The sequence below is a fragment of the Moraxella sp. TY6 genome (genome assembly GCF_048551375.1).
Lineage (GTDB): Bacteria > Pseudomonadota > Gammaproteobacteria > Pseudomonadales > Moraxellaceae > Faucicola.
Map to the genome: position 1 here is coordinate 319,444 of NZ_JBLYZJ010000001.1, position 19,744 is coordinate 339,187.

At 43.2% G+C, this 19,744-nt stretch carries 18 protein-coding genes; 12 read left to right on the forward strand and 6 right to left on the reverse strand.

Annotated elements, in window-relative coordinates; all coding sequences use genetic code 11:
* Positions 1-57: 57 nt before the first annotated feature.
* The 10 genes from tolQ to ACK1U4_RS01575 all read left to right on the forward strand — a co-directional run bounded on the left by tolQ (position 58) and on the right by ACK1U4_RS01575 (position 10,154).
* Positions 58-765, forward strand: a complete 708-nt coding sequence (tolQ, locus tag ACK1U4_RS01530) for a protein TolQ (protein ID WP_419401537.1) — start codon at positions 58-60, stop codon at positions 763-765.
* On the forward strand, positions 765-1,229 hold the full coding sequence (gene tolR / locus ACK1U4_RS01535; protein ID WP_419401538.1) for a protein TolR: 465 nt from the start codon (positions 765-767) through the stop codon (positions 1,227-1,229). The genes tolQ and tolR overlap by 1 nt, the downstream gene beginning before the upstream one ends.
* A gap of 83 nt (positions 1,230-1,312) precedes the next feature.
* Complete coding sequence (locus ACK1U4_RS01540; protein ID WP_419401539.1) at positions 1,313-2,239, forward strand: cell envelope integrity protein TolA; 927 nt, start codon at positions 1,313-1,315, stop codon at positions 2,237-2,239.
* A gap of 22 nt (positions 2,240-2,261) precedes the next feature.
* On the forward strand, positions 2,262-3,578 hold the full coding sequence (locus ACK1U4_RS01545) for a TolB periplasmic receptor (RefSeq protein WP_419401540.1): 1,317 nt from the start codon (positions 2,262-2,264) through the stop codon (positions 3,576-3,578).
* Positions 3,579-3,737: 159 nt separating this feature from the next.
* A complete protein-coding gene (locus tag ACK1U4_RS01550) occupies positions 3,738-4,880 on the forward strand; it encodes a hypothetical protein (protein ID WP_419401541.1) in 1,143 nt (380 codons plus the stop codon).
* Between the two features lie 202 nt (positions 4,881-5,082).
* Entirely contained in the window at positions 5,083-5,604 is a 522-nt protein-coding gene (locus ACK1U4_RS01555; protein ID WP_419401542.1) for a DUF4870 family protein, read from the forward strand.
* Positions 5,605-5,705: 101 nt separating this feature from the next.
* Positions 5,706-6,746: a quinone-dependent dihydroorotate dehydrogenase gene (locus ACK1U4_RS01560; RefSeq protein ID WP_419401543.1), complete on the forward strand. Its 1,041-nt coding sequence runs from the start codon at positions 5,706-5,708 to the stop codon at positions 6,744-6,746.
* 9 nt (positions 6,747-6,755) lie between these two features.
* Positions 6,756-7,283, forward strand: a complete 528-nt coding sequence (locus ACK1U4_RS01565) for a CvpA family protein (RefSeq protein WP_419401544.1) — start codon at positions 6,756-6,758, stop codon at positions 7,281-7,283.
* A gap of 67 nt (positions 7,284-7,350) precedes the next feature.
* Positions 7,351-8,886 carry an amidophosphoribosyltransferase gene (purF, locus tag ACK1U4_RS01570; protein ID WP_419401545.1) on the forward strand — a complete coding sequence of 512 codons (1,536 nt, stop codon included), beginning with the start codon at positions 7,351-7,353 and terminating at the stop codon, positions 8,884-8,886.
* Positions 8,887-8,978: 92 nt separating this feature from the next.
* Positions 8,979-10,154, forward strand: a complete 1,176-nt coding sequence (locus tag ACK1U4_RS01575) for an iron-containing alcohol dehydrogenase (RefSeq protein ID WP_419401546.1) — start codon at positions 8,979-8,981, stop codon at positions 10,152-10,154.
* A gap of 57 nt (positions 10,155-10,211) precedes the next feature.
* Here ACK1U4_RS01575 and ACK1U4_RS01580 read toward each other — a convergent pair whose 3' ends face one another.
* The 5 genes from ACK1U4_RS01580 to yajC form a co-directional block, all read right to left on the reverse strand.
* Complete coding sequence (locus ACK1U4_RS01580) at positions 10,212-10,550, reverse strand: AzlD domain-containing protein (protein ID WP_419401547.1); 339 nt, start codon at positions 10,548-10,550, stop codon at positions 10,212-10,214.
* Between the two features lie 6 nt (positions 10,551-10,556).
* The gene (locus ACK1U4_RS01585; RefSeq protein ID WP_419401548.1) at positions 10,557-11,258 is read right to left on the reverse strand and encodes an AzlC family ABC transporter permease; all 702 of its coding nucleotides are present in this window, start codon (positions 11,256-11,258) and stop codon (positions 10,557-10,559) included.
* Between the two features lie 76 nt (positions 11,259-11,334).
* Positions 11,335-12,642, reverse strand: a complete 1,308-nt coding sequence (gene secF / locus ACK1U4_RS01590) for a protein translocase subunit SecF (RefSeq protein WP_419401549.1) — start codon at positions 12,640-12,642, stop codon at positions 11,335-11,337.
* Positions 12,643-12,652: 10 nt separating this feature from the next.
* On the reverse strand, positions 12,653-14,548 hold the full coding sequence (gene secD / locus ACK1U4_RS01595; protein ID WP_419401550.1) for a protein translocase subunit SecD: 1,896 nt from the start codon (positions 14,546-14,548) through the stop codon (positions 12,653-12,655).
* Positions 14,549-14,706: 158 nt separating this feature from the next.
* The gene (gene yajC / locus ACK1U4_RS01600) at positions 14,707-15,045 is read right to left on the reverse strand and encodes a preprotein translocase subunit YajC (RefSeq protein WP_419401567.1); all 339 of its coding nucleotides are present in this window, start codon (positions 15,043-15,045) and stop codon (positions 14,707-14,709) included.
* A 372-nt stretch (positions 15,046-15,417) separates the two neighbouring features.
* Between yajC and ACK1U4_RS01605 the strand changes: the two genes are divergently transcribed.
* Positions 15,418-15,891 (forward strand): hypothetical protein, encoded by a 474-nt coding sequence (locus ACK1U4_RS01605; RefSeq protein WP_419401551.1) that lies wholly within the window; start codon positions 15,418-15,420, stop codon positions 15,889-15,891.
* Positions 15,892-16,102: 211 nt separating this feature from the next.
* Entirely contained in the window at positions 16,103-18,946 is a 2,844-nt protein-coding gene (locus tag ACK1U4_RS01610; RefSeq protein ID WP_419401552.1) for a LysM peptidoglycan-binding domain-containing protein, read from the forward strand.
* Between the two features lie 161 nt (positions 18,947-19,107).
* Here ACK1U4_RS01610 and ACK1U4_RS01615 read toward each other — a convergent pair whose 3' ends face one another.
* Positions 19,108-19,395, reverse strand: coding sequence for an HU family DNA-binding protein (locus ACK1U4_RS01615; protein WP_419401553.1), 288 nt, complete (start codon positions 19,393-19,395; stop codon positions 19,108-19,110).
* Positions 19,396-19,744 lie beyond the last annotated feature (349 nt).

Genomic DNA, 19,744 nt, shown 5'->3' on the forward strand with positions numbered 1-19,744 from the left:
GGTCACAGTTAGGTACAATATGCCCAAATTTTATGACTTTATTAATGTGGAAAAAATATGGACGGCTCAGTCGATATCGTGAGCTTGGTGACACAAGCAAGTATTTTTGTCAAAATTATCATGGGGCTATTGTTTTTGGCGTCATTATTATGTTGGGTGACGATTTTTCGTTTGAGTAGCCGTTTGAGTAGTGCCAATAAATCGGATAATCATTTTGAGCAGACCTTTTGGTCAGGGATTGAGTTGCCCATGCTGTATAAAGGCGTGCAAGGCAACCCAGACCGCAGTGGGCTTGAGCAGATATTTTTTATTGGTTTTACCGAGTTTTTGAAGTTATTGCGTAATCGTCAGCCCAAAGCCGATGTATTGGATGGTGTCGAGCGAAAACTGCGTGTTGGCTTGGGTCGTCAGCAGTTGGAGCTGGAGCAAGGTTTGCCTTTATTAGCCAGTATTGCGTCCGTGTCGCCTTATATTGGTTTATTGGGGACAGTGTGGGGAATTATGACGGCTTTTATGGGGCTGTCAACCTCCAGTCAAGCCACGCTATCGGCAGTCGCACCGGGGATTGCTGAGGCATTGATTGCCACGGCATTGGGCTTGTTTGCTGCCATTCCTGCAGCGTTGGCGTTTAACCATTTTACTGCCAAAAGTGACAAGGTTTATCAAAGCCGTGCGTTATTTTGTGATGAGATGACAGGGATGCTGATGCGTGAAACACGTGGTGAACATGAGTCGTTATCCAATGCGGTAGCAGGTTCAGTGTGATGAAAGCCAATCCTTATAGCCGTAGCACAAACCGTAAAGTCAACGCCAATATGAATGTCGTTCCCTATATTGACGTGATGTTGGTGTTGTTGGTGATTTTTATGGTCACTGCCCCCATGCTGACCACAGGTGTGGATATCGACCTCCCCAAAGCCCAAGCCAAGGCATTGAGCCAAGGCACACAACTGCCTGTGATTGTGTCACTCAAAGCCGATGGTAATCTTTATCTGAGTTATCAAGATAAAACCGATGAACCGATGAATCAATCGCAGTTGATTGACACCTTACATACGTTGCAAGGGCTACCAGAATACCAACTGGACGGCAAACCCAATGTCAATGTGATGATTAATGCGGATAAAAATAATGAATATGGTCAAGTCATGCAACTAATGGCAAATTTGCAACAAGCAGGCATTGAAAAAGTCGGACTACTGACCGCACCGCCCAAAAGTAAGCATTAAGTTAGGACTTACGCAAAAATGCCATTTGTAGGTTGGGTGGAAGAATGACACCCAACATAAACCATTCAAGAGGAAACCCCATTGTGACATCAGGTCAGATTACATCTGTTTATGTCCCTGTCGAAACCCCAGATTACAAAACATGGGCAATTATCCTAAGCTTGATTGGGCATGGGGTGTTGTTGGGTGGGTTATGGTTTTATCGTGGCACACCACCGCCCATACCAATGGAAACCACCTTAATTACCCCAGAGCAGTTTTCTGCCATTGAAGGGCAAATCCAAGCCAACCAACAAAATAATGCAATGATGGCAGGTGAAATGGCAGGTGGGGGCATGACCTCGCCCACCACCAAATCCAGTCACCAGCCTAGCCCACAAGCCAAAGCCATGATGAATGATATTGCCAATAAACAACAGCAATACCTCAAACAGCAAGCCAAATTTGCCGAACAAATCGACCGTGAAGTCGAAGCCGAACAACAACAAGTGGTTGAGCAACTTGACCAACAGCAAGCCGAAGAACAAGAAACCTTACAAGATTATCGCCATGCCGAAGACAATCTTGATGAAATACGTGCTGAAATTCAAGCCACGAGCGAAGCCTATAAAAAAGACATAAAACCCAAACAAACAGATAACAATGTGGGGCAAAATTTGGATTTGGCAACGCATGGCAAAGGGATTAGCACCAGTACCAGTCAAGCTCGCACAGGGGGCAATGGTAGCCCACGGCAAGGGGGGGCGACAGGGGGTGATTCGGCGGGTTATATTAATAAAATTATGTCAATCATTGATGCCAACTGGCGACCCCCAACAAATAGCATGGGCAAATCTTTGATTGCATCCTTTACTGTGGCAAGTGATGGTAGTATTAGTAATATTAGCATTAAAAGTGCAGGTGATGAGATTTTTAAAGCCAGTTTGGTCAAAGCCATTCAATCTTCCAGTCCTTTACCGCCACCACCCAATGGTACAAGAACATTTACAGGTAATTTTAAAGCCGATTAAACTTAAAAATATAGGTCATAATATGAATAAAATCTATTTCCAAACCGTGCTGATGGCATTGATGGCAAGCCTACCTTTATCGAATTTGGCTCATGCCCAAGACGTTGATTTTACGTTGGTCAAAAAAGCCCCACGTTCTAATTTACAGATTGCCCTTGTGCCGTTTGCAGGGGCGGAAAGTATTTCCAATATTATCACCAATGATTTGACCAACCTTGGACAATACACCCTCGATAGCAACTTGCCAGAACGCCCACACAGCTACCAAGAAGTGACGCTTCCAGTATGGCAACACAACGCCGTCCCTTACCTTGTGGTGGGCAATACTCGTAGTAACAAAGGCGATGTTGAAATTAACTTTGATGTCATTGATGTAACGACAGGGCAAGTCATGCAAGGCTCACAAAAAGTCATCACCAAAAACAACCCACAAAGTTTACGCATGGCAGGGCATAAAGTCGCTGACCGTATTTATGAGATTTTGACAGGGATAAAAGGCGACTTTTCGGGCAAAATCGCCTATGTGGTACAAACAGGGGTAAGCAAAAACCGAGTATCGCATCTTGTGGTGTCGGATGTTGATGGCTATAACCCAAAAATTGTCCAACAAGTCAATGGCAGTATCAGTGCATTGACCCCCTCTGCCAATGGTCGAACCTTTAGCTATATGGTGCAACAAACCAATGGCAAACCTGTCATCTATATGGCAGATGTGGTGAGTGGTACAAGTAGCCTACTAACCCCATTTAAAGCCAATAACTTAGGTGGTGCGATTTCGCCAGACGGCTCAAGCGTGCTGTTTAGTAGCGATTTTGAAACCAACACCAACCAAATCTACCTATCTCGTAGTGGTGGCAAGCCCCAACGTTTGACCAATGACCCTGTGGGTGCGTACTATCCCAGCTGGTCGCCAGATGGCAATTCATTCGTTTATACCTCAGACCGAGCAGGGGGCAAAAAAGGTGGTAACCGTGGACAAATTTACCGTTATAACTTATCGACTGGTAGTGAGCAACAACTCACCTATGGCGGACTCAACTCAATGGGACGTATCAGCAATGATGGCAAAAAAATGTCCTTTTTATCAGGAACAAATCAAGGCATGGTGATGGATTTGGCTTCTCGTAGTAGCACAGGGGTCAACAATGTCGGCATGAGCGAAGCCCCTAGCATCTCGCCCAATGGACAGCATTATATCTATTCGGGGCGGAATGTCGTCACCATCGTGACCAATGGTAAATCGGTAAGTATTAGCCCTAGCCAAAACGGTGTCCCAGCAGGCACGGTATATGGTCCAATTTGGCTTAATCCAGATGCCAATAATAGTATGGTGAAATAATTGAATTTTATTGGGTTGTAGGGGCGTAATGCTTACGCCCTGTTTGAAATTTTAGTAATTGGGCTTATGCAATAAGCCCCTACAGTGATATTTTTTATTTTGAATACAGTTTCTTAAAATAACCTATCGCTAATCCACCCTACTAAAGAATTGTTTAGAATGTCCATTTCCCCTTTATTTCTCCTAAGTGTGCTATGCGTCAGCGTTACGGCATGTAGCACCTTGCCGATGGCTTCAAAAGGTTCGCCATTTGCCCCTATTACCCAACTCACCCAACCAACACAAGTTACTTCACCGACCGCCAAAATACAGGCAGGGCGGTGGCTATTTATTGTCGAGCAAGGCACTGGTAAATCTCGTATTAGTTCTTTGGTGCTGACGGATATGAATGGTCAACATAGTAAGATTTTGACCCAACGCACTGGCACGATATTTAGCCTATCGCCCAGTCGTGATGGACGCTATGCCACCTTTACCGCCCAATCACCGAATGATTTTCCGCATATTTTTACCCTTGAGATTGCCACAGGGCGTACCACATTGATTACCCCCCAACGGCACAATCATTTTAGCGGTAATCTGTCACCAAATAATCAACAACTGTTAATCTCAAGCAGTTTGGACGATAACCCAGAAATTTACCTTACCGATAACCAAGGCAATGACCCCCAACGCTTGACCCATGATGCGGCTGCCGACTTCGCCCCAGTGTGGTTGCCTGATGCCAGTGGGTTTATTTTTACTTCGGATAGGGCAGGCAAGTTGCGACCGCAGTTGTATCAATATACCTTTGACAAGGTGGTTCAATCATCTAGCCAAACTAACCAACCTAATCAATCCGCCGTAACCAGCACTGGCAAAATCAAAGCCCTTACCCAAAATAGATATAGTAGTAATGCCAAAATCAGCCCCAATGGACAATGGATAAGCTATATCGCCAAAGATGCCCAAGGTGATATTGTGTATCGTGTGCAGTCGCTTGCAACAGGGCAGGGTAACGCATGGCGAAATGATGGCTATGCCGATGCCATGACTTTTTCTGCGGATGGTCAATGGCTAGTATATGCCAGTGTTAACACAGACAAAAATACCAATAGCAATGCTATAATCCAAACGATTGATGCGATACCTGTCGCCCAGTTAGTTAATGTTGAAAAAACTGCTGATACCTTAGCATTGCCTAAGCCTGCGTTTAGCCTAAATTTTTCGGATAGAGCGATGCAAGATATTTTTGGGTTAGATAAAGGAAGTGATGATAAACATCAAAAATGGGTCATTCGAGAGCCGTATTTATTGTTTTAACGTTATTTAATGGTAACGATGGCTTTAAAAATTGGGTGGCTTGCACCATATTTAACCTAAGTTTGATATTAAATAGATTTGTATTCGTAAGGTGCGTTCTACGCACCATTTAAAATAAATGTGTATCATGGGTGCGTATGACGCACCTTACATTAAGACCATTTTCAAACAGCTCCATGACTTAGCTATTCTGAGGATTGCCATGAATTTAGAAAAACCAGATTTGACAAATCCCAATCCACAACCACCCACGATGGATTTGCCCCCTTTTTCACACAATCCTTATACCGCACCACAAGCCAGTAGCAATCATGCGTTGAGCCGTACTGATGGTGTGAGTGATAGTTTGATTAGCTATAATCATATTACTTATGCGTTGGCGGTGTTTAGCTATTTTACCGCAGGGTTGACGTGGATTGTGCCGATTGTGATGAATTACCTCAAGCGTGATGAGGCAAGAGGAACATGGCTATATAGTCATTTTGATTGGCAAATTAAGACCTTTTGGTACAGTATCTTTTTTGGTGTGATTGGCGGTGTGATGCTGTTTTTTGGCTTAGGGGGAATATTGGTTGGGGCGATGGCAGATAGTAATGGGGCGATGGGCGGTAGTTTGTTGCTGAGTGTGTTGGGCGGTGTGGTGTTAGCTTTTACTTTATTTTGGCATTTATACCGTATGGCTCGGGGCTGGATTGCATTAGCCAATCGTAAGCCAGTGCCATAAACATGGCTTTAGCATGATTTTGAGTGTTTTTTGGCGGATACACTGGTATAATGCGTTTTTGTTATCATTCTTATCAAGTCTAAGTGAGTAGCAATTCGCCTATGTATGCTTTACTTCGCCCTTTCTTATTGCACACCGACCCCGAAAAAGCCCATGAACTGACCTTATCCATGCTCGAAAAATCCCAAAAAATGGGGGTTTTAGGGCTTGTCTATGGCAAACAAGAACTGCCGACCGAATGTATGGGGCTAAATTTTAGCAATCCTGTGGGTTTGGCGGCAGGGCTGGATAAAAACGGTGAGTATATTGATGCGTTATCGGCATTGGGCTTTGGGTTTATTGAGATTGGTACGATTACCCCAAAACCGCAAGACGGCAATCCCAAACCACGCTTGTTTCGTATCAAAGAAGCCAATGCCATTATCAATCGCATGGGCTTTAACAATAAAGGCGTGGATTATCTGATTCAACAGGTCAAACGTAGCAAATATCAAGGTATTTTGGGGATTAATATTGGCAAAAATGCCGTGACCCCAGTCGAAAACGCCCTTGATGATTATGTGTATTGCCTTGAGCGAGTGTATCCGTATGCCTCGTATATTACGGTGAATATTTCTTCACCAAATACCAAAAATTTGCGTGATTTACAAAGTGGCGAAGCCTTAACTCGCTTGCTTGACGGCATTAAAAATCGCCATACCCAGCTTGCCACCCAACATCAATATTATGTGCCATTGGTGCTAAAAGTCGCCCCAGACCTCGATGAAGAGCAAATTGATTATATTGCCAAAGAGTTGGTGCGTTTTGATATTGATGGGTTGATTACCACCAATACCACGTTGAGCCGTCAAGGGGTAGAGGATTATGCCACAAGCCAAGAAGCAGGCGGTTTATCGGGTCGTCCGCTGAGTCACATGAGTACCCAAGTGCTTGCCCAGTTTGCCGAGCGTCTGCCACCATCTGTGGCGTTGGTTGGGGTAGGGGGCATTGACAATGGTCAGCGAGCGGTCAATAAAATCGAAGCTGGGGCGAGTTTGGTGCAGATTTATAGTGGTTTGATTTATGAAGGCCCTGCCTTGATTCATCAATGCGTTGAGGCGATTGACGGCTATCGTTTTAGCCAAACCCACCCCTCAGCATAGGGCAAACGTATGTCAGGTTTGGATATTATCATTCTTGCCACCTTGGTTATTGGGCTGTGGCAAGGCTTTAACAATGGCTTAATGCGTTCGTTGGTTGGGCTATTTGGGTGGTTGATTGCGTTGGTGTGTGCCAGTGTGTTTGCCAAGCCGTTAGCTCCCATGTTTTTGGGTGTGGTCAATTCTCCGATTTTGAGCGTGGTAATCGCATTTTTGGCAGTGGCATTGACCGTGATTGTCATTTTGCAAGTGGTGCTATGGGTGTTAAATAGCACGCTAAAAGGGCTAAAATTAAGCTTTGTTGATAAATTAGCAGGGGCGGTGTTCGCTTGTGGCAAAAATTTATTGGTCGTGATGTTAATGTTAAATTTAATCATGCCATTTGTTGCCCAACGTGATTTTTGGCAAAAATCCGCCATCACCCAAGCCCTTGTGCCTTATATGCCATTTGCGGTGAATTTGTCCAAACGTATTGCCAGTGGTGTCAGCGAAAGCACCCATGAGGGTGTTAATCAATTGGATAAAGTCGCCAAGCCGTAGGGGTTGGTGGTGTATTAGGTTTAAAGTTTTATAACACATTCTATTTCACAGCACGAAGGGGTTTTATATGTGTGGAGTTGTCGGTATTGCTGCTCATACGCCAGTCAATCAAATGTTGTATGACGCACTGACCATGCTACAGCACCGTGGGCAAGATGCGGCAGGTATTGTCACTTGTCAAGATGGGCGGTTGTTTTTACGCAAAGAAAATGGCATGGTGCGTGATGTGTTTATGACACGTCACATGATGCGATTGGTGGGCAATCAAGGCATCGGTCACGTCCGTTATCCGACTGCAGGCACGTCTAGCAGTGCCGAGGCCCAGCCGTTTTATGTCAACTCACCGTATGGTATTACCTTGGCTCACAATGGCAATTTGACCAATGCCGAAACCATTGCCGAAGCCTTGTATAAAGAAGATATGCGTCATATCAATACTGATTCGGATTCGGAAGTATTGCTCAATGTGCTGGCACATGAAATGCAAAACTTAGGTATTCAATATCCGACTCCTGATGATATTTTTAAAGCCGTGACGGCTGTCTATCAGCGTATTGAAGGGGCGTATGCAGTCGTTGCCATGATTACTGGTAACGGGATTTTGGCGTTTCGTGACCCCAACGGCATTCGTCCATTGATTTATGGTGAGCGTTTGGCGGAAGACGGTGGCACAGAATATATGGTCGCTTCAGAGTCGGTGGCATTGACGGCTTCTGGCTTTAGCATCGTGCGTGATGTCAAACCGGGGGAAGCAATTTTTATTGATGAAAATAACCAATTATTTTGCCATCAATGTGTTGAATCCAAAGAATTTGCCCCTTGTATTTTTGAATATGTGTATTTTGCTCGCCCAGACTCAATCATCGACAATATTTCTGTTTACAAAGCCCGTATGCGAATGGGTGAAACATTGGCTCAAAAAATCATCAAAGAATGGGGCGAAGACCATGGCATTGATGTGGTCATTCCGATTCCTGATACATCTCGCACCTCAGCGATGGAGTTGGCACAGCATTTGGGCGTAAAATACCGTGAAGGTTTTATGAAAAACCGCTATATCGGACGCACCTTTATCATGCCAGGGCAACAACAACGCAAAAAATCCGTGCGTCAAAAACTCTCAGCCGTGCCACTGGAGTTTAAAAATAAAAACGTCTTGTTGGTGGATGATTCGATTGTACGTGGCACGACTTGTAATGAAATTATCCAAATGGCACGTGATGCAGGGGCGAAAAACGTCTTCTTTGCCAGTGCCGCCCCACCTGTCAAATTCCCCAATGTATATGGCATTGATATGCCTGCCAAAAAAGAATTGATTGCGTCAGGGCATACTACTGAAGAAGTGTGCCAAATCATTGGTGCTGACCGCCTGATTTTCCAAGACTTAGCCGATTTGATTGAAGCCGTGCAAGATAAGCATAGCTTGGTTAAACAATTTGATTGCTCAGTATTTGATGGTAAATATGTCGCTGGTGGCATTGATGAAGCCTATCTAGACGAGCTACAACGTAAACGCAGTGATAAAGCCAAACAAAAAACATCTGGGGTGCAAGTGATAGCCGATACCTCTGTGGATATGGTGGGCGTGCAAGCCGAAGCCTAGTGACACAAAAAGCAACTTTTCGTAAGTTGCTTTTTTTATGAACTTTTTGATAATGTAAAAATTTACTAGTTTCTTAATGAAAAGGTCATAACATGAATAATTTCCAATATTATAATCCTGTGCGTATTGTATTTGGCGAAGGGCAAATTCAAGAACTTGCCAACCTTGTCCCCAAAAATGCCAAGGTTTTGATTACTTATGGGGGCAGTTCTGCCAAAAAAACAGGTACACTCGATGAAGTCAAAAACGCCCTGCAAGACGAGAATCGCACCTTGTTTGAGTTTGGTGGTATCGAACCCAACCCAGAATTTGATACCCTTATGCGAGCGGTGGACATGGTGCACGCCCATAACATTGATTTTTTATTGGCGGTGGGCGGTGGCTCGGTGCTAGACGGCACGAAGTTTGTCGCTTTGACAGCCACCCTCAAAGACGATACCGACCACGAGCAAGCATGGCAAGCCCTGCTCAATCGTACCAAAGATATCCACACTGCCTTGCCAATGGGAACGGTGTTGACCATTCCTGCCACAGGCTCAGAAATGAACAGTGGCGGTGTGATTAACAACACTCAGCGACAAGCCAAGCTACCATTTGGCAACCCCAATGCCTATCCTGTGTTTTCGATTCTTGACCCAGCCAAAACTTTGACCTTGCCAATTCGCCAAGTGGTGAATGGCGTGGCGGATGCGTTTGTTCATGTAATGGAACAATATTTGACCTATCCTGTGAATGCCAAAGTGCAAGATGCCTTTAGCGAAAGTCTGCTAAAAATCCTCATTGAAGAGGGTGAAGCAGTGTTAAAAAACCCCAACGACATGGACACTCGCAAAAATATTATGTGGACAGCGACCATGGCACTTAATGGCTTGATTGGCACAGGTGTACCGCAAGATTGGACGACCCACATGGTCGGGCATGAGCTGACCTCGCTATATGGTATCGACCATGCACGCACTTTGACGATTTTGTTACCTGCGGTGATGACGGTGCTAAAAGACAGCAAGCATGCCAAGTTGGTGCAATATGGTCAAAAAGTATGGGGTCTGACAGGTACAGATGATGAGATTATTGAGCAAGCAATTGCCAAAACCGTTGAGTTCTTCAAGTCAATGGATTTACCAGTGAGTTTGACGGATGTGGAGCTAGGTCAAGAGGCAGTGCAAGCGGTAGTGATTCAACTTAAAGAACATGGCATGACCCAGTTGGGTGAATACCGCCGTAATGATTTGGCGGTGTCAGAGCATATTTTAATGCAGGCTCTTTGATTTTGTCTGATAGCACAAAGCTCTCTCTTTCTAAAAGAGGGGGTTGGAAGGGATTCATTAGCTTAACAAATACAAAAAACCATTTACACAAGCAATGCCAATTACCATACTGACAAATAACTGTCGCCAAATATGATAACTTACCAACACCACGCCCAATGCCAAAATTTGTGATAGCAATAATGGCGATATCGCAAGGTGTTGCTCTTTATCCAGCCATTGTAATGACGTTAAAATTAACAAACTCATCACCGTAAGCGGTAGCCCTTTATTCACTGCCAATAGCAAAGGTGAATTTAACCAGCGTTTTGGCAACATCACGGGCATAAACCGAGTTGCCATCGTTACCCCTGCCATTACCAATACACCTATGACTAAATAACTATTGGTTATCATAAAGCATTAGCCCTTATTTATAGATTTAAGTGAAGATGATTGCAACCAAAAATGCCCAATAATCAATAAAATACTCAACGCAATCGCAGATAATAATACCCATTGCCCAAAAAATGCCATCGCCACAGCAAAGGTAATCACCGCAATGATGATGGGATACCATTGTGTCAAACTACGAAACTGCTCATACGCCAATATCGCAAACAAACACACAAGGGCAAAATCAAGGTGTGGTACAAGCTGATTTAACCCTGCCCCAATTACGACCCCAAATAATGTGCCAATCACCCAATAACTTTGGTTAAACAGGCTAATCGGTAAAAATAAGGTTTGGCGTTGTTCATGCTCAAGGGTGGTCAATACCGAAAACGTTTCATCCGTCAAGGCAAATAGACAATAACAGCGTACCCACACAGGTAACGCTCGAAGTTCATGCAATAAGGGCAAGCCATAAAACATATGGCGTAAATTAATCGCAAGGGTATTACTCGCTAAGGTCATCAAGCCTGTACCACTGGCTAATAGCGGAATTGAAGCGTACTGTGCCGCCCCTGCATACAGCAACATACTACTGAAAATCGCCCCCCATACAGGTAGTCCACCTGCGACCCATAGCACGCCGAAGGCAAGCCCTGCTGGGATATAGCCCATCGCCACAGGTAGCGATAATTTAAAGGCTTGTTGCCAAATTGTTGGGTGGGTTGTCATAGCGTTCCCTTTTAGCTTTTAACACAGCCATAAAAATACCCCATCAAGCGACAGGGTAAATTTAACTGACTGAATATTACTTTTTAACCAAAGTCGTATTCGGTAGATTTGTCACCGCTTCCTCTAAGTCATCTTCATACACTGGAGCATTGCGGTCGTGGAATTGCACTTCTTCTTCGACAAACTCAGGTTTGACCTCGACAATAAAGTCTTTACGACTCATACCCATCCATAGTGGAATCGCACTGGCAATATACACCGATGAGAATGTTCCCAAAATCAGACCGATAAACAACGCCACCGCAAACCAATATAGGCTTGGGCCACCCAAGAAAATCATCGCCAATACCACCAATAATACGGTAGAAATGGTCATAATGGTACGGCGTAAGGTTTCGGTCAAAGATAAATTCACAATCTCACGAGGACTAATGCCACGTACACGGCGGAAGTTTTCACGAATACGGTCAAATACCACGATGGTATCATTAATCGAATAACCAATCAAAGATAATACTGCCGCCAACACCGTCAAATCAAACGGCCAGCCAAATAGGGCAAATAACCCCACGGTAATGATACTGTCATGGAATAATGCCAATACCGCACCAAGGGCAAGTTTTGATTGGAAGCGTATCGTGACATATATAAACATACAAAACAACGCCAGTGCAGTCGCTCCAAATGAGCTGAGATAAATCTCATTACCGACTTGGCTACCCACCACATCAATATTTTTGATGGTGGCGTTATTGTTAGGTAGGTCTAAGGCTTTATCTAGCGTATCACTTAACCCTTCGATTTTTTCTTGGGGTGGTAGGCGTACCAAGATTTCTTTATTGCTACCAAGGTATTGCACCACGCTGTCATCAATCTTATGTGAGGTCAAGGTGTTTTGTACTTGAACTTGTTGTACAGGTTGGTCATATACTACGGTAGCAGATACCCCACCTGTAAAGTCTAGACCAAGGTTTAGCCCTTTGGCGACAATCGCTATTAAGGCAACGAGGGTCAAAATTGCCGAGAAAATCGCAAATGGCTTGGCAAATTTCATAAAGTCGATGATACGTCTGCCAGCCAACTGTTTTTCACCGCCAAAGCTATCGCTATTTAAATTTTCACCGCCAAGGTTATCTATATGACTGGTGGCTAAGGCAGGCACTGAGGTCGTGTTAGCATTGCTAATATTGTCAGCCGTGGTAACACGGGGTGTTTTTTGTAAATTTTGATTGACCCCTCGACCATTACGGCGTGGGGTACGGCGATTTTTTTTGACACTTTGATGGTCAGAGGTTTGAGCAACACCCAGCTCACTTAATTTTTGCTGAGGGTCGATTGGCTCTAAGCTGTCCTCTGCATTGTCGATATCATGTTTATCACGCATTGTCAGCTCCTTAACCAATACTCAAACGTTTGACAGATTTACGATAGCCATAAGCCAGTTGTACCAAGGCACGAGTCACAGTGACCGAGGTGAAAATCGAACTGGCAATACCAATGGCAAGCGTGACCGCAAAGCCTTTAATTGGGCCTGTACCGATGGCGAATAGAATAAAGGCGACCAATAATGTGGTAATTTGAGCATCAAAAATACTGGTAAAGGCTCGGTTAAAACCTGCCACAATCGCTGATTTGGGTCTTGCACCATTGGCAAGTTCTTCACGAATCCGCTCAAAAATCAACACGTTAGCATCAACTGCCATACCAATGGTCAATACAATCCCTGCAATACCAGGAAGGGTCAAAGCAGAGCCAATCAATGACATCACTGCTAAAATCATCATCAAGTTAAATGCTAACGCAACATTGGCAATCAAACCAAATAAGCGATAGAACACCAACATAAATAAGAAAACCAATAAATAACCAACTTGCGTAGAGAAAATACCTTTTTTGATATTGTCTTGTCCAAGTGACGGCCCGATGGTACGTTCTTCGACAAAATACATTGGAGCAGCCAATGCACCAGAGCGTAGCAATAGAGCCAACTCAGAGGCTTCGGCATTGCTGTCTAACCCTGTGATTTGGAAATTATTGCCAAACACACCTTGAATGGTGGCTTGGTTAATAATACGGCTTTCAGCATAGGGGGTACGTACTTCTTTGGGTTGCCCTGTAGTTGGGTCTTTTTCAAAGGTCACACGTTGTTTATTTTCGATAAATAGCACTGCCATTTGTTTGCCAACTGATTGAGCAGTGGTATTTTGCATGAGTTTACCGCCTGCACTGTCAAGGGTAATACTCACTTGTGGCATGCCGTTTTGGTCAAGCCCTGATTGGGCGTTCTGTACGTTTTGACCTGTGACGACTGGGGTACGCATGACCAAGGTTTGTTGTGGATTATTTAAGTCTTTAAATGGATAGGCTTCTGTACCAGCAGGTAGCACACCTGTTGGATTGGTTTGATATGCACCATTTTGTTCAGATACCATGCGAAACTCAAGATTTGCAGTACGACCGATGACCCGTTTGGCTTCTGCGGTATCTTGCACACCGGGTAGCTCGACCACGATACGGTTAGCCCCTTGGCTTTGTACCACGGCTTCTGCCACGCCTAATTCGTTGATACGGTTACGCAAAGTGGTCAAGTTTTGGGTCACAGCATCTTGGGAAATCTGACTAATGGCTTGTTGGGTCATGTTCATATTCAGTGAAGCCCCTTGTTGGGTCAACACAGGTTGAAACTCATACACCGTACCATAGCGATTGCGAAGGGCGTTTAATGCTTGATCACGAGAGGCATTGTCTGCAAAACCCAACTGTAAGCCATTGTCTTGTTTTTGTAGCCCAGTGACTGCAATTTTTTGGTTACGCAATTCATTACGGACTTCGGTGGTCAATGACTCAAGGCGTTGCCCCACAGTTTTACTCATGTCCACCTCAAGCACAAAACGCACACCGCCTCGCAAGTCCAGCCCTAGTTTGACAGGATTGGCACTGATATTACGAAGCCATTGTGGGGTGGTTTGGGCAAGGTTTAACGCCACCACATAATTATCACCCAATTGCTCACGCAAAATTTGTTGGGCTTTAATTTGGGTTTCGCTACTTTCATCGCCAATCCGAAGCAACACGGATTTATCCGTGACGCTGTTGTTTTTGGTGGCGATGCCTTGAGCTTGTAGGATATTTTGGGCTTGTACCAACACATCATTGGTCAAAGTCGTACCTGCCGAAGCCCCTGTAATTTGCACTGCAGGCTTGTCAGGATAAAGATTGGGTAACGCATAAATTGTGCTAAACAATAACACAATCGCAATTAAAACATATTTCCAAGCAGGATATTGCATAATATTGACTTCTTTTATCGCAATGGTTGGTGAGTTTTAGATTTGGGCATTATTTTAAATGTTACAGTGAATGACATTAGGCATAATACTTTTATATTTTGGACGTATACAATACGCCCCTCCAAAAATGTTTTATTTCTAATTTATACGATGATAGGTTATTTTAAACTATCAATTGTCCCAGCAGGTAATACCGAAATAATTGAGGCACGTTGTACCATGACTTCTTGTGAGGCGTTGAGGTTGACCACGGCATAATCGCCTTGGATTTTTTTGACTTTACCCATCAGTCCCCCTGCAAATACCACTTCATTGCCTTCTTTAATTGAGTCAATCATATTGCGGTGTTCTTTGGCACGGCGACTTTGAGGACGAATTACCATAAAATAAAAAATCGCAAAAAATGCAACAGGCAATAATAATTGCATAAATACTGAGCTTGGTGAAGCGGCAGCAGGGGCTTCGGCAGCATAAGCGGTTTGGATAAATAATGGCAACATAACAATCAACCCTTTTAAAAAAAATATAATTAATCAGAATAAACACCTAAAATCCCCTCAAAATGGGGGATTTGTCCGATAAAATCAAGTTTTATCCTCAAACAAATTCATTATCGTTCAAAAATCAACTTATTATGATAACCGATTTGGGCGTATTAATAAATCGTTAAACGCTTAGTGGTAGGGATTTTATTGCAATTGGTGGTTAGCGGATATGATTTTCAATGAATTTTTGTCATATTCACCAATGACGCACAGGGGTGTTACATTTTTGCAACGCAAATTTTGAGAAATATGGTATGCTAAACTTGTAACAAAGTATTTCAATCATTAGTTAAAGCCCCTTTGAGGTTGTGCATAGGACATGTTATGAAACGCTTTATTCCCAAAATTTTTATTAGTATATTCCTTGCCAATATTGGGCTAGCTCTGCCCATGATGGCTCAAGCTGACGTCAATATGGCAGATATTCAAGATTTTGCGACTCGTATGAGTGTGGCAGCGAATAGCAAAAGCATCCAACAGGTCAGTAAGTTGGTGGCAGATGACGCACTGGTATCGGTATCTAGAAAAGGTAAAACAAGTACACTTAATAAGACAAGCTACCTTAATTTACTACAAAACAACTGGTCAAAAGCCAGTAATTACAATTATCAAGTCGAAATTAATAATGTGGTGGTGGCAGGCAATCAAGCCAAAGCCGATGTGGTGACTATTGAGATGCTGACCGAACAAGGGCAAGCCATAAGCTTGGTGACGACTTCTCGGGCAACTTTTAAGCAAGAATCCACAGGGGTTGTGTTGACACGTGCCATCAGTCAATTAGCAATTGAGCAACATTAATTTACCACTGAGAATATTTACGTTTATATCTTGACTATTTTGAGGTAAACTGGAAGGGTTAATTATTTTAGTTTGCTAAAATAACTGAAGTTAACTATCAATTATTCAACAAAACCGCTATAGGTTGACTTTGAGTCCAGTCTATATTAGCAGGTTTTTGACATAATTTTATTAATCTAACAAATATTTGCTAAAAATAATAGGAAGGCTTATGTCAGATGTTAACCTACAAGACCGCCAACGTGCAACAATAAGACTACCATTAACCAGTTTATCTGTGGCTGTATCGAGTGCTTTATTAGTGGCGTGTAGCAGTACCCCTACGACTACCCAAAAAGCACCCACTCGCACCATTCAATCTTCTTCTCAACCAGCCCTTTCAGCTCAAGATAATCCTGCCTTATTAGATATGGATAGTTTGGATGAATTGGAAGGCTTGTTAGAAGCCACAGATATGACCATGGTAGAAAACAATGCGTTATTGGTGCAACGTTATGGTAACTTGTGGGATAGAATGCGGGTTAATTTCAAGATGAATAGCAATGTGTATGACCCACGCATCGAAGCCCAAAAAAGCTGGTTTATCAGTCGCCAAGATTATCTCAATCGTTTGACCGCTCGTGCCAGCCGTTATTTATACCATACTGTCCGTGAGGCAGAACGCCGTAATATTCCCACCGAACTTGCCTTATTGCCTGTGATTGAAAGCTCATACGACCCAAATGCCACCAGTAATGCCGCTGCGGCAGGGCTTTGGCAATTTATTCCAAGTACAGGGCGTATTTATGGTTTGAACCAAACGTCTACCTTTGATGGTCGCCGTGATGTGATTGAATCGACCCGTGCAGCCTATGACTTTTTGACGACATTGTATAATCAATTTGGTAGTTGGGAATTAGCATTGGCAGCCTACAATGCAGGGCCAGGGCGTGTTCAGTCAGCGATTAATTATAATGAAGCCAGAGGCTTGCCAACGGATTATTGGTCATTAAAATTACCCACTGAAACCATGAACTATGTGCCTCGTTTTATGGCAGTGGCTCAAATTGTTAAAAACCCTAGCACTTATAATGTTTACCTACCAGCGATTGCTAACCGTCAGCATTTCCGCAGTGTACCTGCCAATGTGGGCGTAAGTTTGTATGAAGTCAGTGGTTTAACAGGCGTGAGCTATGATGAATTGCGTGCGTTAAATGGCGGACTAACAGCAGGTACGGTTGATATGTCAGGCCCTAGCCGACTATTGATTCCCAATGATGTTAATGAAACCATTGATAAAAAAATCGGTCAGCTAAAAGGCGATGGCTATCGCTCCTCAATGTATACTGCCACCAATACTAATACTCCTGTTGCGACTACCACTAATCCAGCGTTAACAGCTATCCAAAAAGCCATTAACCAAAAACAAAATACTACTTTACCCAATAACAGTGCTGAACTTGCCAATATGGCATCAAGTATGGTGAAAAACCAAACCACTACCTATGTTGCCCCTGTTGTTACCGCTACTAACAGCACAGAACCGCCATTAAGTCCTGCTGAACAGCGTCAAGTGACCGCACAAGTCAACGCTGAAATGCAATCTGCTAATACATTGCCAACGACATCAGTTGTCGTAACTTCTAATAAAACCATCGTTCAAGAACCACCACTAAGTCAAGCAGAACGTGACTTGATTGCCAAACAAATCGAGCAAACCTCACCACAAGTCCAACAAGCCATTAATCCAGCCGATGGTAATATTAAGTTAGATGCGATTCAAACTCAACAAAGTGTGTTAGCTGCCAAAGGTGAAACCAAAAAGCTCACCTATGAAGATGCTCCTGCTACACCAAAAAATACCAAAGCCCCAACCACGGCGAGTGTTGACAAACCTGTGGTCAAAAAACCACGTCCAGCAGGGGTGCGTACCACTTATCAAGTCAAACGTGGTGATACTTTGGCAAGTATTTCAAGCCGTATGGGAGTGAACTGGCGAGATGTGGCAGAGTGGAATCAAATTAACCCAAGCTCGCCTTTATTAGCAGGTTCAGTGCTGTATTTATACAATGCCAAGCCTGTCGAACCAATTAAACCAGTCGAAAAAACCAAACATCCAGATAGTTACACCGTACAATCTGGCGATACTTTGAGCAGTATTGCTGATAAATTTGACCTAAGTATCAGTGAGCTTGCCAAATACAACAATTTATCGACCGACTATCAAGTCAAAGCCAAACAAACCTTATGGCTGATTCCTGATAAAGTCAGTTATCTAAAACCCAAAACCACCAATTACCGTAAATATCAAGGGGCAACCAGTAAATATACTGTACAAGCTGGTGATACCTTAACTCTCATTGCTACTAAATTGGGCGTATCGGTTGATGATATTGCTGATTTGAATGACTTGGACGAAGTTCACCGTATACAACGTGGGCAAATTATTACTGTGCCAGCCACACCCAATAAAGTCAGTTATGCCCTGAATGGCAAAGATGTGATTCATGTGGTGAAATCTGGTGAAAGCCTCAATAGCATCGCCAATACCTATGGTATTACCATCGCCGAGCTTGCCAAAGCCAACTATCTCAAACCTACTGCAGGGGTTAAAGCCAATGAAAAGCTCACCATCCCTCAAGCAGGTAGCGTGGCTAAAACTAGTACGAACACCAAAGTGGATACCAAGACCGACAATAAATCTACCAACAAAGCTGATAACAAAACTGACACTAAATCTACAAAAGAAGATAAACCAGTGAGTAAATATCGTGGTGCGACCGAAAGCTATGAAGTAAAAGCAGGTGAAAGCTTAAATAGTCTTGCAGGTAAATACGGTATTACAGGTAATGAGCTAGCAGGTATCAATAACCTCAAAGCAGGGGCAAGCCTGCAACGTGGACAAAGCATTAAAGTGCCAAAATTAACCACCACCTATAAAGTCAAATCGGGTGATACTGTGATTTCATTAGCAAGTCGCTATGGCATTACTACAAAAGAGTTTGCCAGTCTAAATAACATGACTGGGTCAACGCAACTCAAAATTGGACAAACGGTAACTGTACCGATGCGATAATCGGACGCACAGGCAATAAAAAACGCACTAAATTTAGTGCGTTTTTTATGGTTTATAGTGAGCTTGATTCAAAATACTGAATATCTTGGGTAAAGGGCGTATGCAATACGCGACTACCAAATCGTATGGTTTTTTAAATCACTCTCTCATTGCAGAGCAAATTAGTTAACCATGTCTTTTAGACCTTTACCAGCTTTGAAGCTAGGTACTTTGCTAGCTGGGATTTGGATTTCTTCTTTGGTTTGTGGGTTACGACCAACACGTGCTTGACGCTCTTTCACGCTGAAAGTACCAAAACCAACCAATGATACGGTGTCATTGGCTTTCATGGCTTCGCCAATGGTAGCGATAAAGGCATTTAGGGCTTCAGTTGATTGGGCTTTGGTTAAACCACTTTTTTTAGCAATGCTGTCTACAAGTTCTGATTTATTCATGGTAAATTCCTTCAAAAGAAATGGATGGTTAGTATAGTTGATATTTTATATTAAATAATTAGTTAATTAAGTAATACTTCATATCTTGACAGGTTAGTGTCATATCATAAAACAGTCAAATGGGTATCGCATGATTGGCTTTGGTTGAGCGTAAGACGCTGTATTAACAAATAATACGATATAATCCAGCTGTTTTTAATATGTGATTGATTATAAGTAAACTTAACCCAGTAAACAAGCGGTTTTATGCGGTTTTTAGGGGGTTTTAGGTGTTTTTCTACCACTAAGATACGTAATTTACACTTGTGTTTGCAAAAAGTGGGTGAATATTCACCAAACAACAACATTTCCTAGGGTAAAAGTC

Coding starts and splice junctions, on each gene's coding strand:
- ACK1U4_RS01605 (WP_419401551.1), top strand. CDS start 15,418: ATGAAACGCTTTATTCCCAAAATTTTTATTAGTATATTCCTTGCCAAT.
- ACK1U4_RS01565 (WP_419401544.1), top strand. CDS start 6,756: ATGTCAGGTTTGGATATTATCATTCTTGCCACCTTGGTTATTGGGCTG.
- ACK1U4_RS01575 (WP_419401546.1), top strand. CDS start 8,979: ATGAATAATTTCCAATATTATAATCCTGTGCGTATTGTATTTGGCGAA.
- tolR (WP_419401538.1), top strand. CDS start 765: ATGAAAGCCAATCCTTATAGCCGTAGCACAAACCGTAAAGTCAACGCC.
- ACK1U4_RS01550 (WP_419401541.1), top strand. CDS start 3,738: ATGTCCATTTCCCCTTTATTTCTCCTAAGTGTGCTATGCGTCAGCGTT.
- ACK1U4_RS01545 (WP_419401540.1), top strand. CDS start 2,262: ATGAATAAAATCTATTTCCAAACCGTGCTGATGGCATTGATGGCAAGC.
- purF (WP_419401545.1), top strand. CDS start 7,351: ATGTGTGGAGTTGTCGGTATTGCTGCTCATACGCCAGTCAATCAAATG.
- ACK1U4_RS01555 (WP_419401542.1), top strand. CDS start 5,083: ATGAATTTAGAAAAACCAGATTTGACAAATCCCAATCCACAACCACCC.
- ACK1U4_RS01560 (WP_419401543.1), top strand. CDS start 5,706: ATGTATGCTTTACTTCGCCCTTTCTTATTGCACACCGACCCCGAAAAA.
- secD (WP_419401550.1), bottom strand. CDS start 14,548: ATGCAATATCCTGCTTGGAAATATGTTTTAATTGCGATTGTGTTATTG.
- secF (WP_419401549.1), bottom strand. CDS start 12,642: ATGCGTGATAAACATGATATCGACAATGCAGAGGACAGCTTAGAGCCA.
- ACK1U4_RS01585 (WP_419401548.1), bottom strand. CDS start 11,258: ATGACAACCCACCCAACAATTTGGCAACAAGCCTTTAAATTATCGCTA.
- ACK1U4_RS01580 (WP_419401547.1), bottom strand. CDS start 10,550: ATGATAACCAATAGTTATTTAGTCATAGGTGTATTGGTAATGGCAGGG.
- tolQ (WP_419401537.1), top strand. CDS start 58: ATGGACGGCTCAGTCGATATCGTGAGCTTGGTGACACAAGCAAGTATT.
- ACK1U4_RS01610 (WP_419401552.1), top strand. CDS start 16,103: ATGTCAGATGTTAACCTACAAGACCGCCAACGTGCAACAATAAGACTA.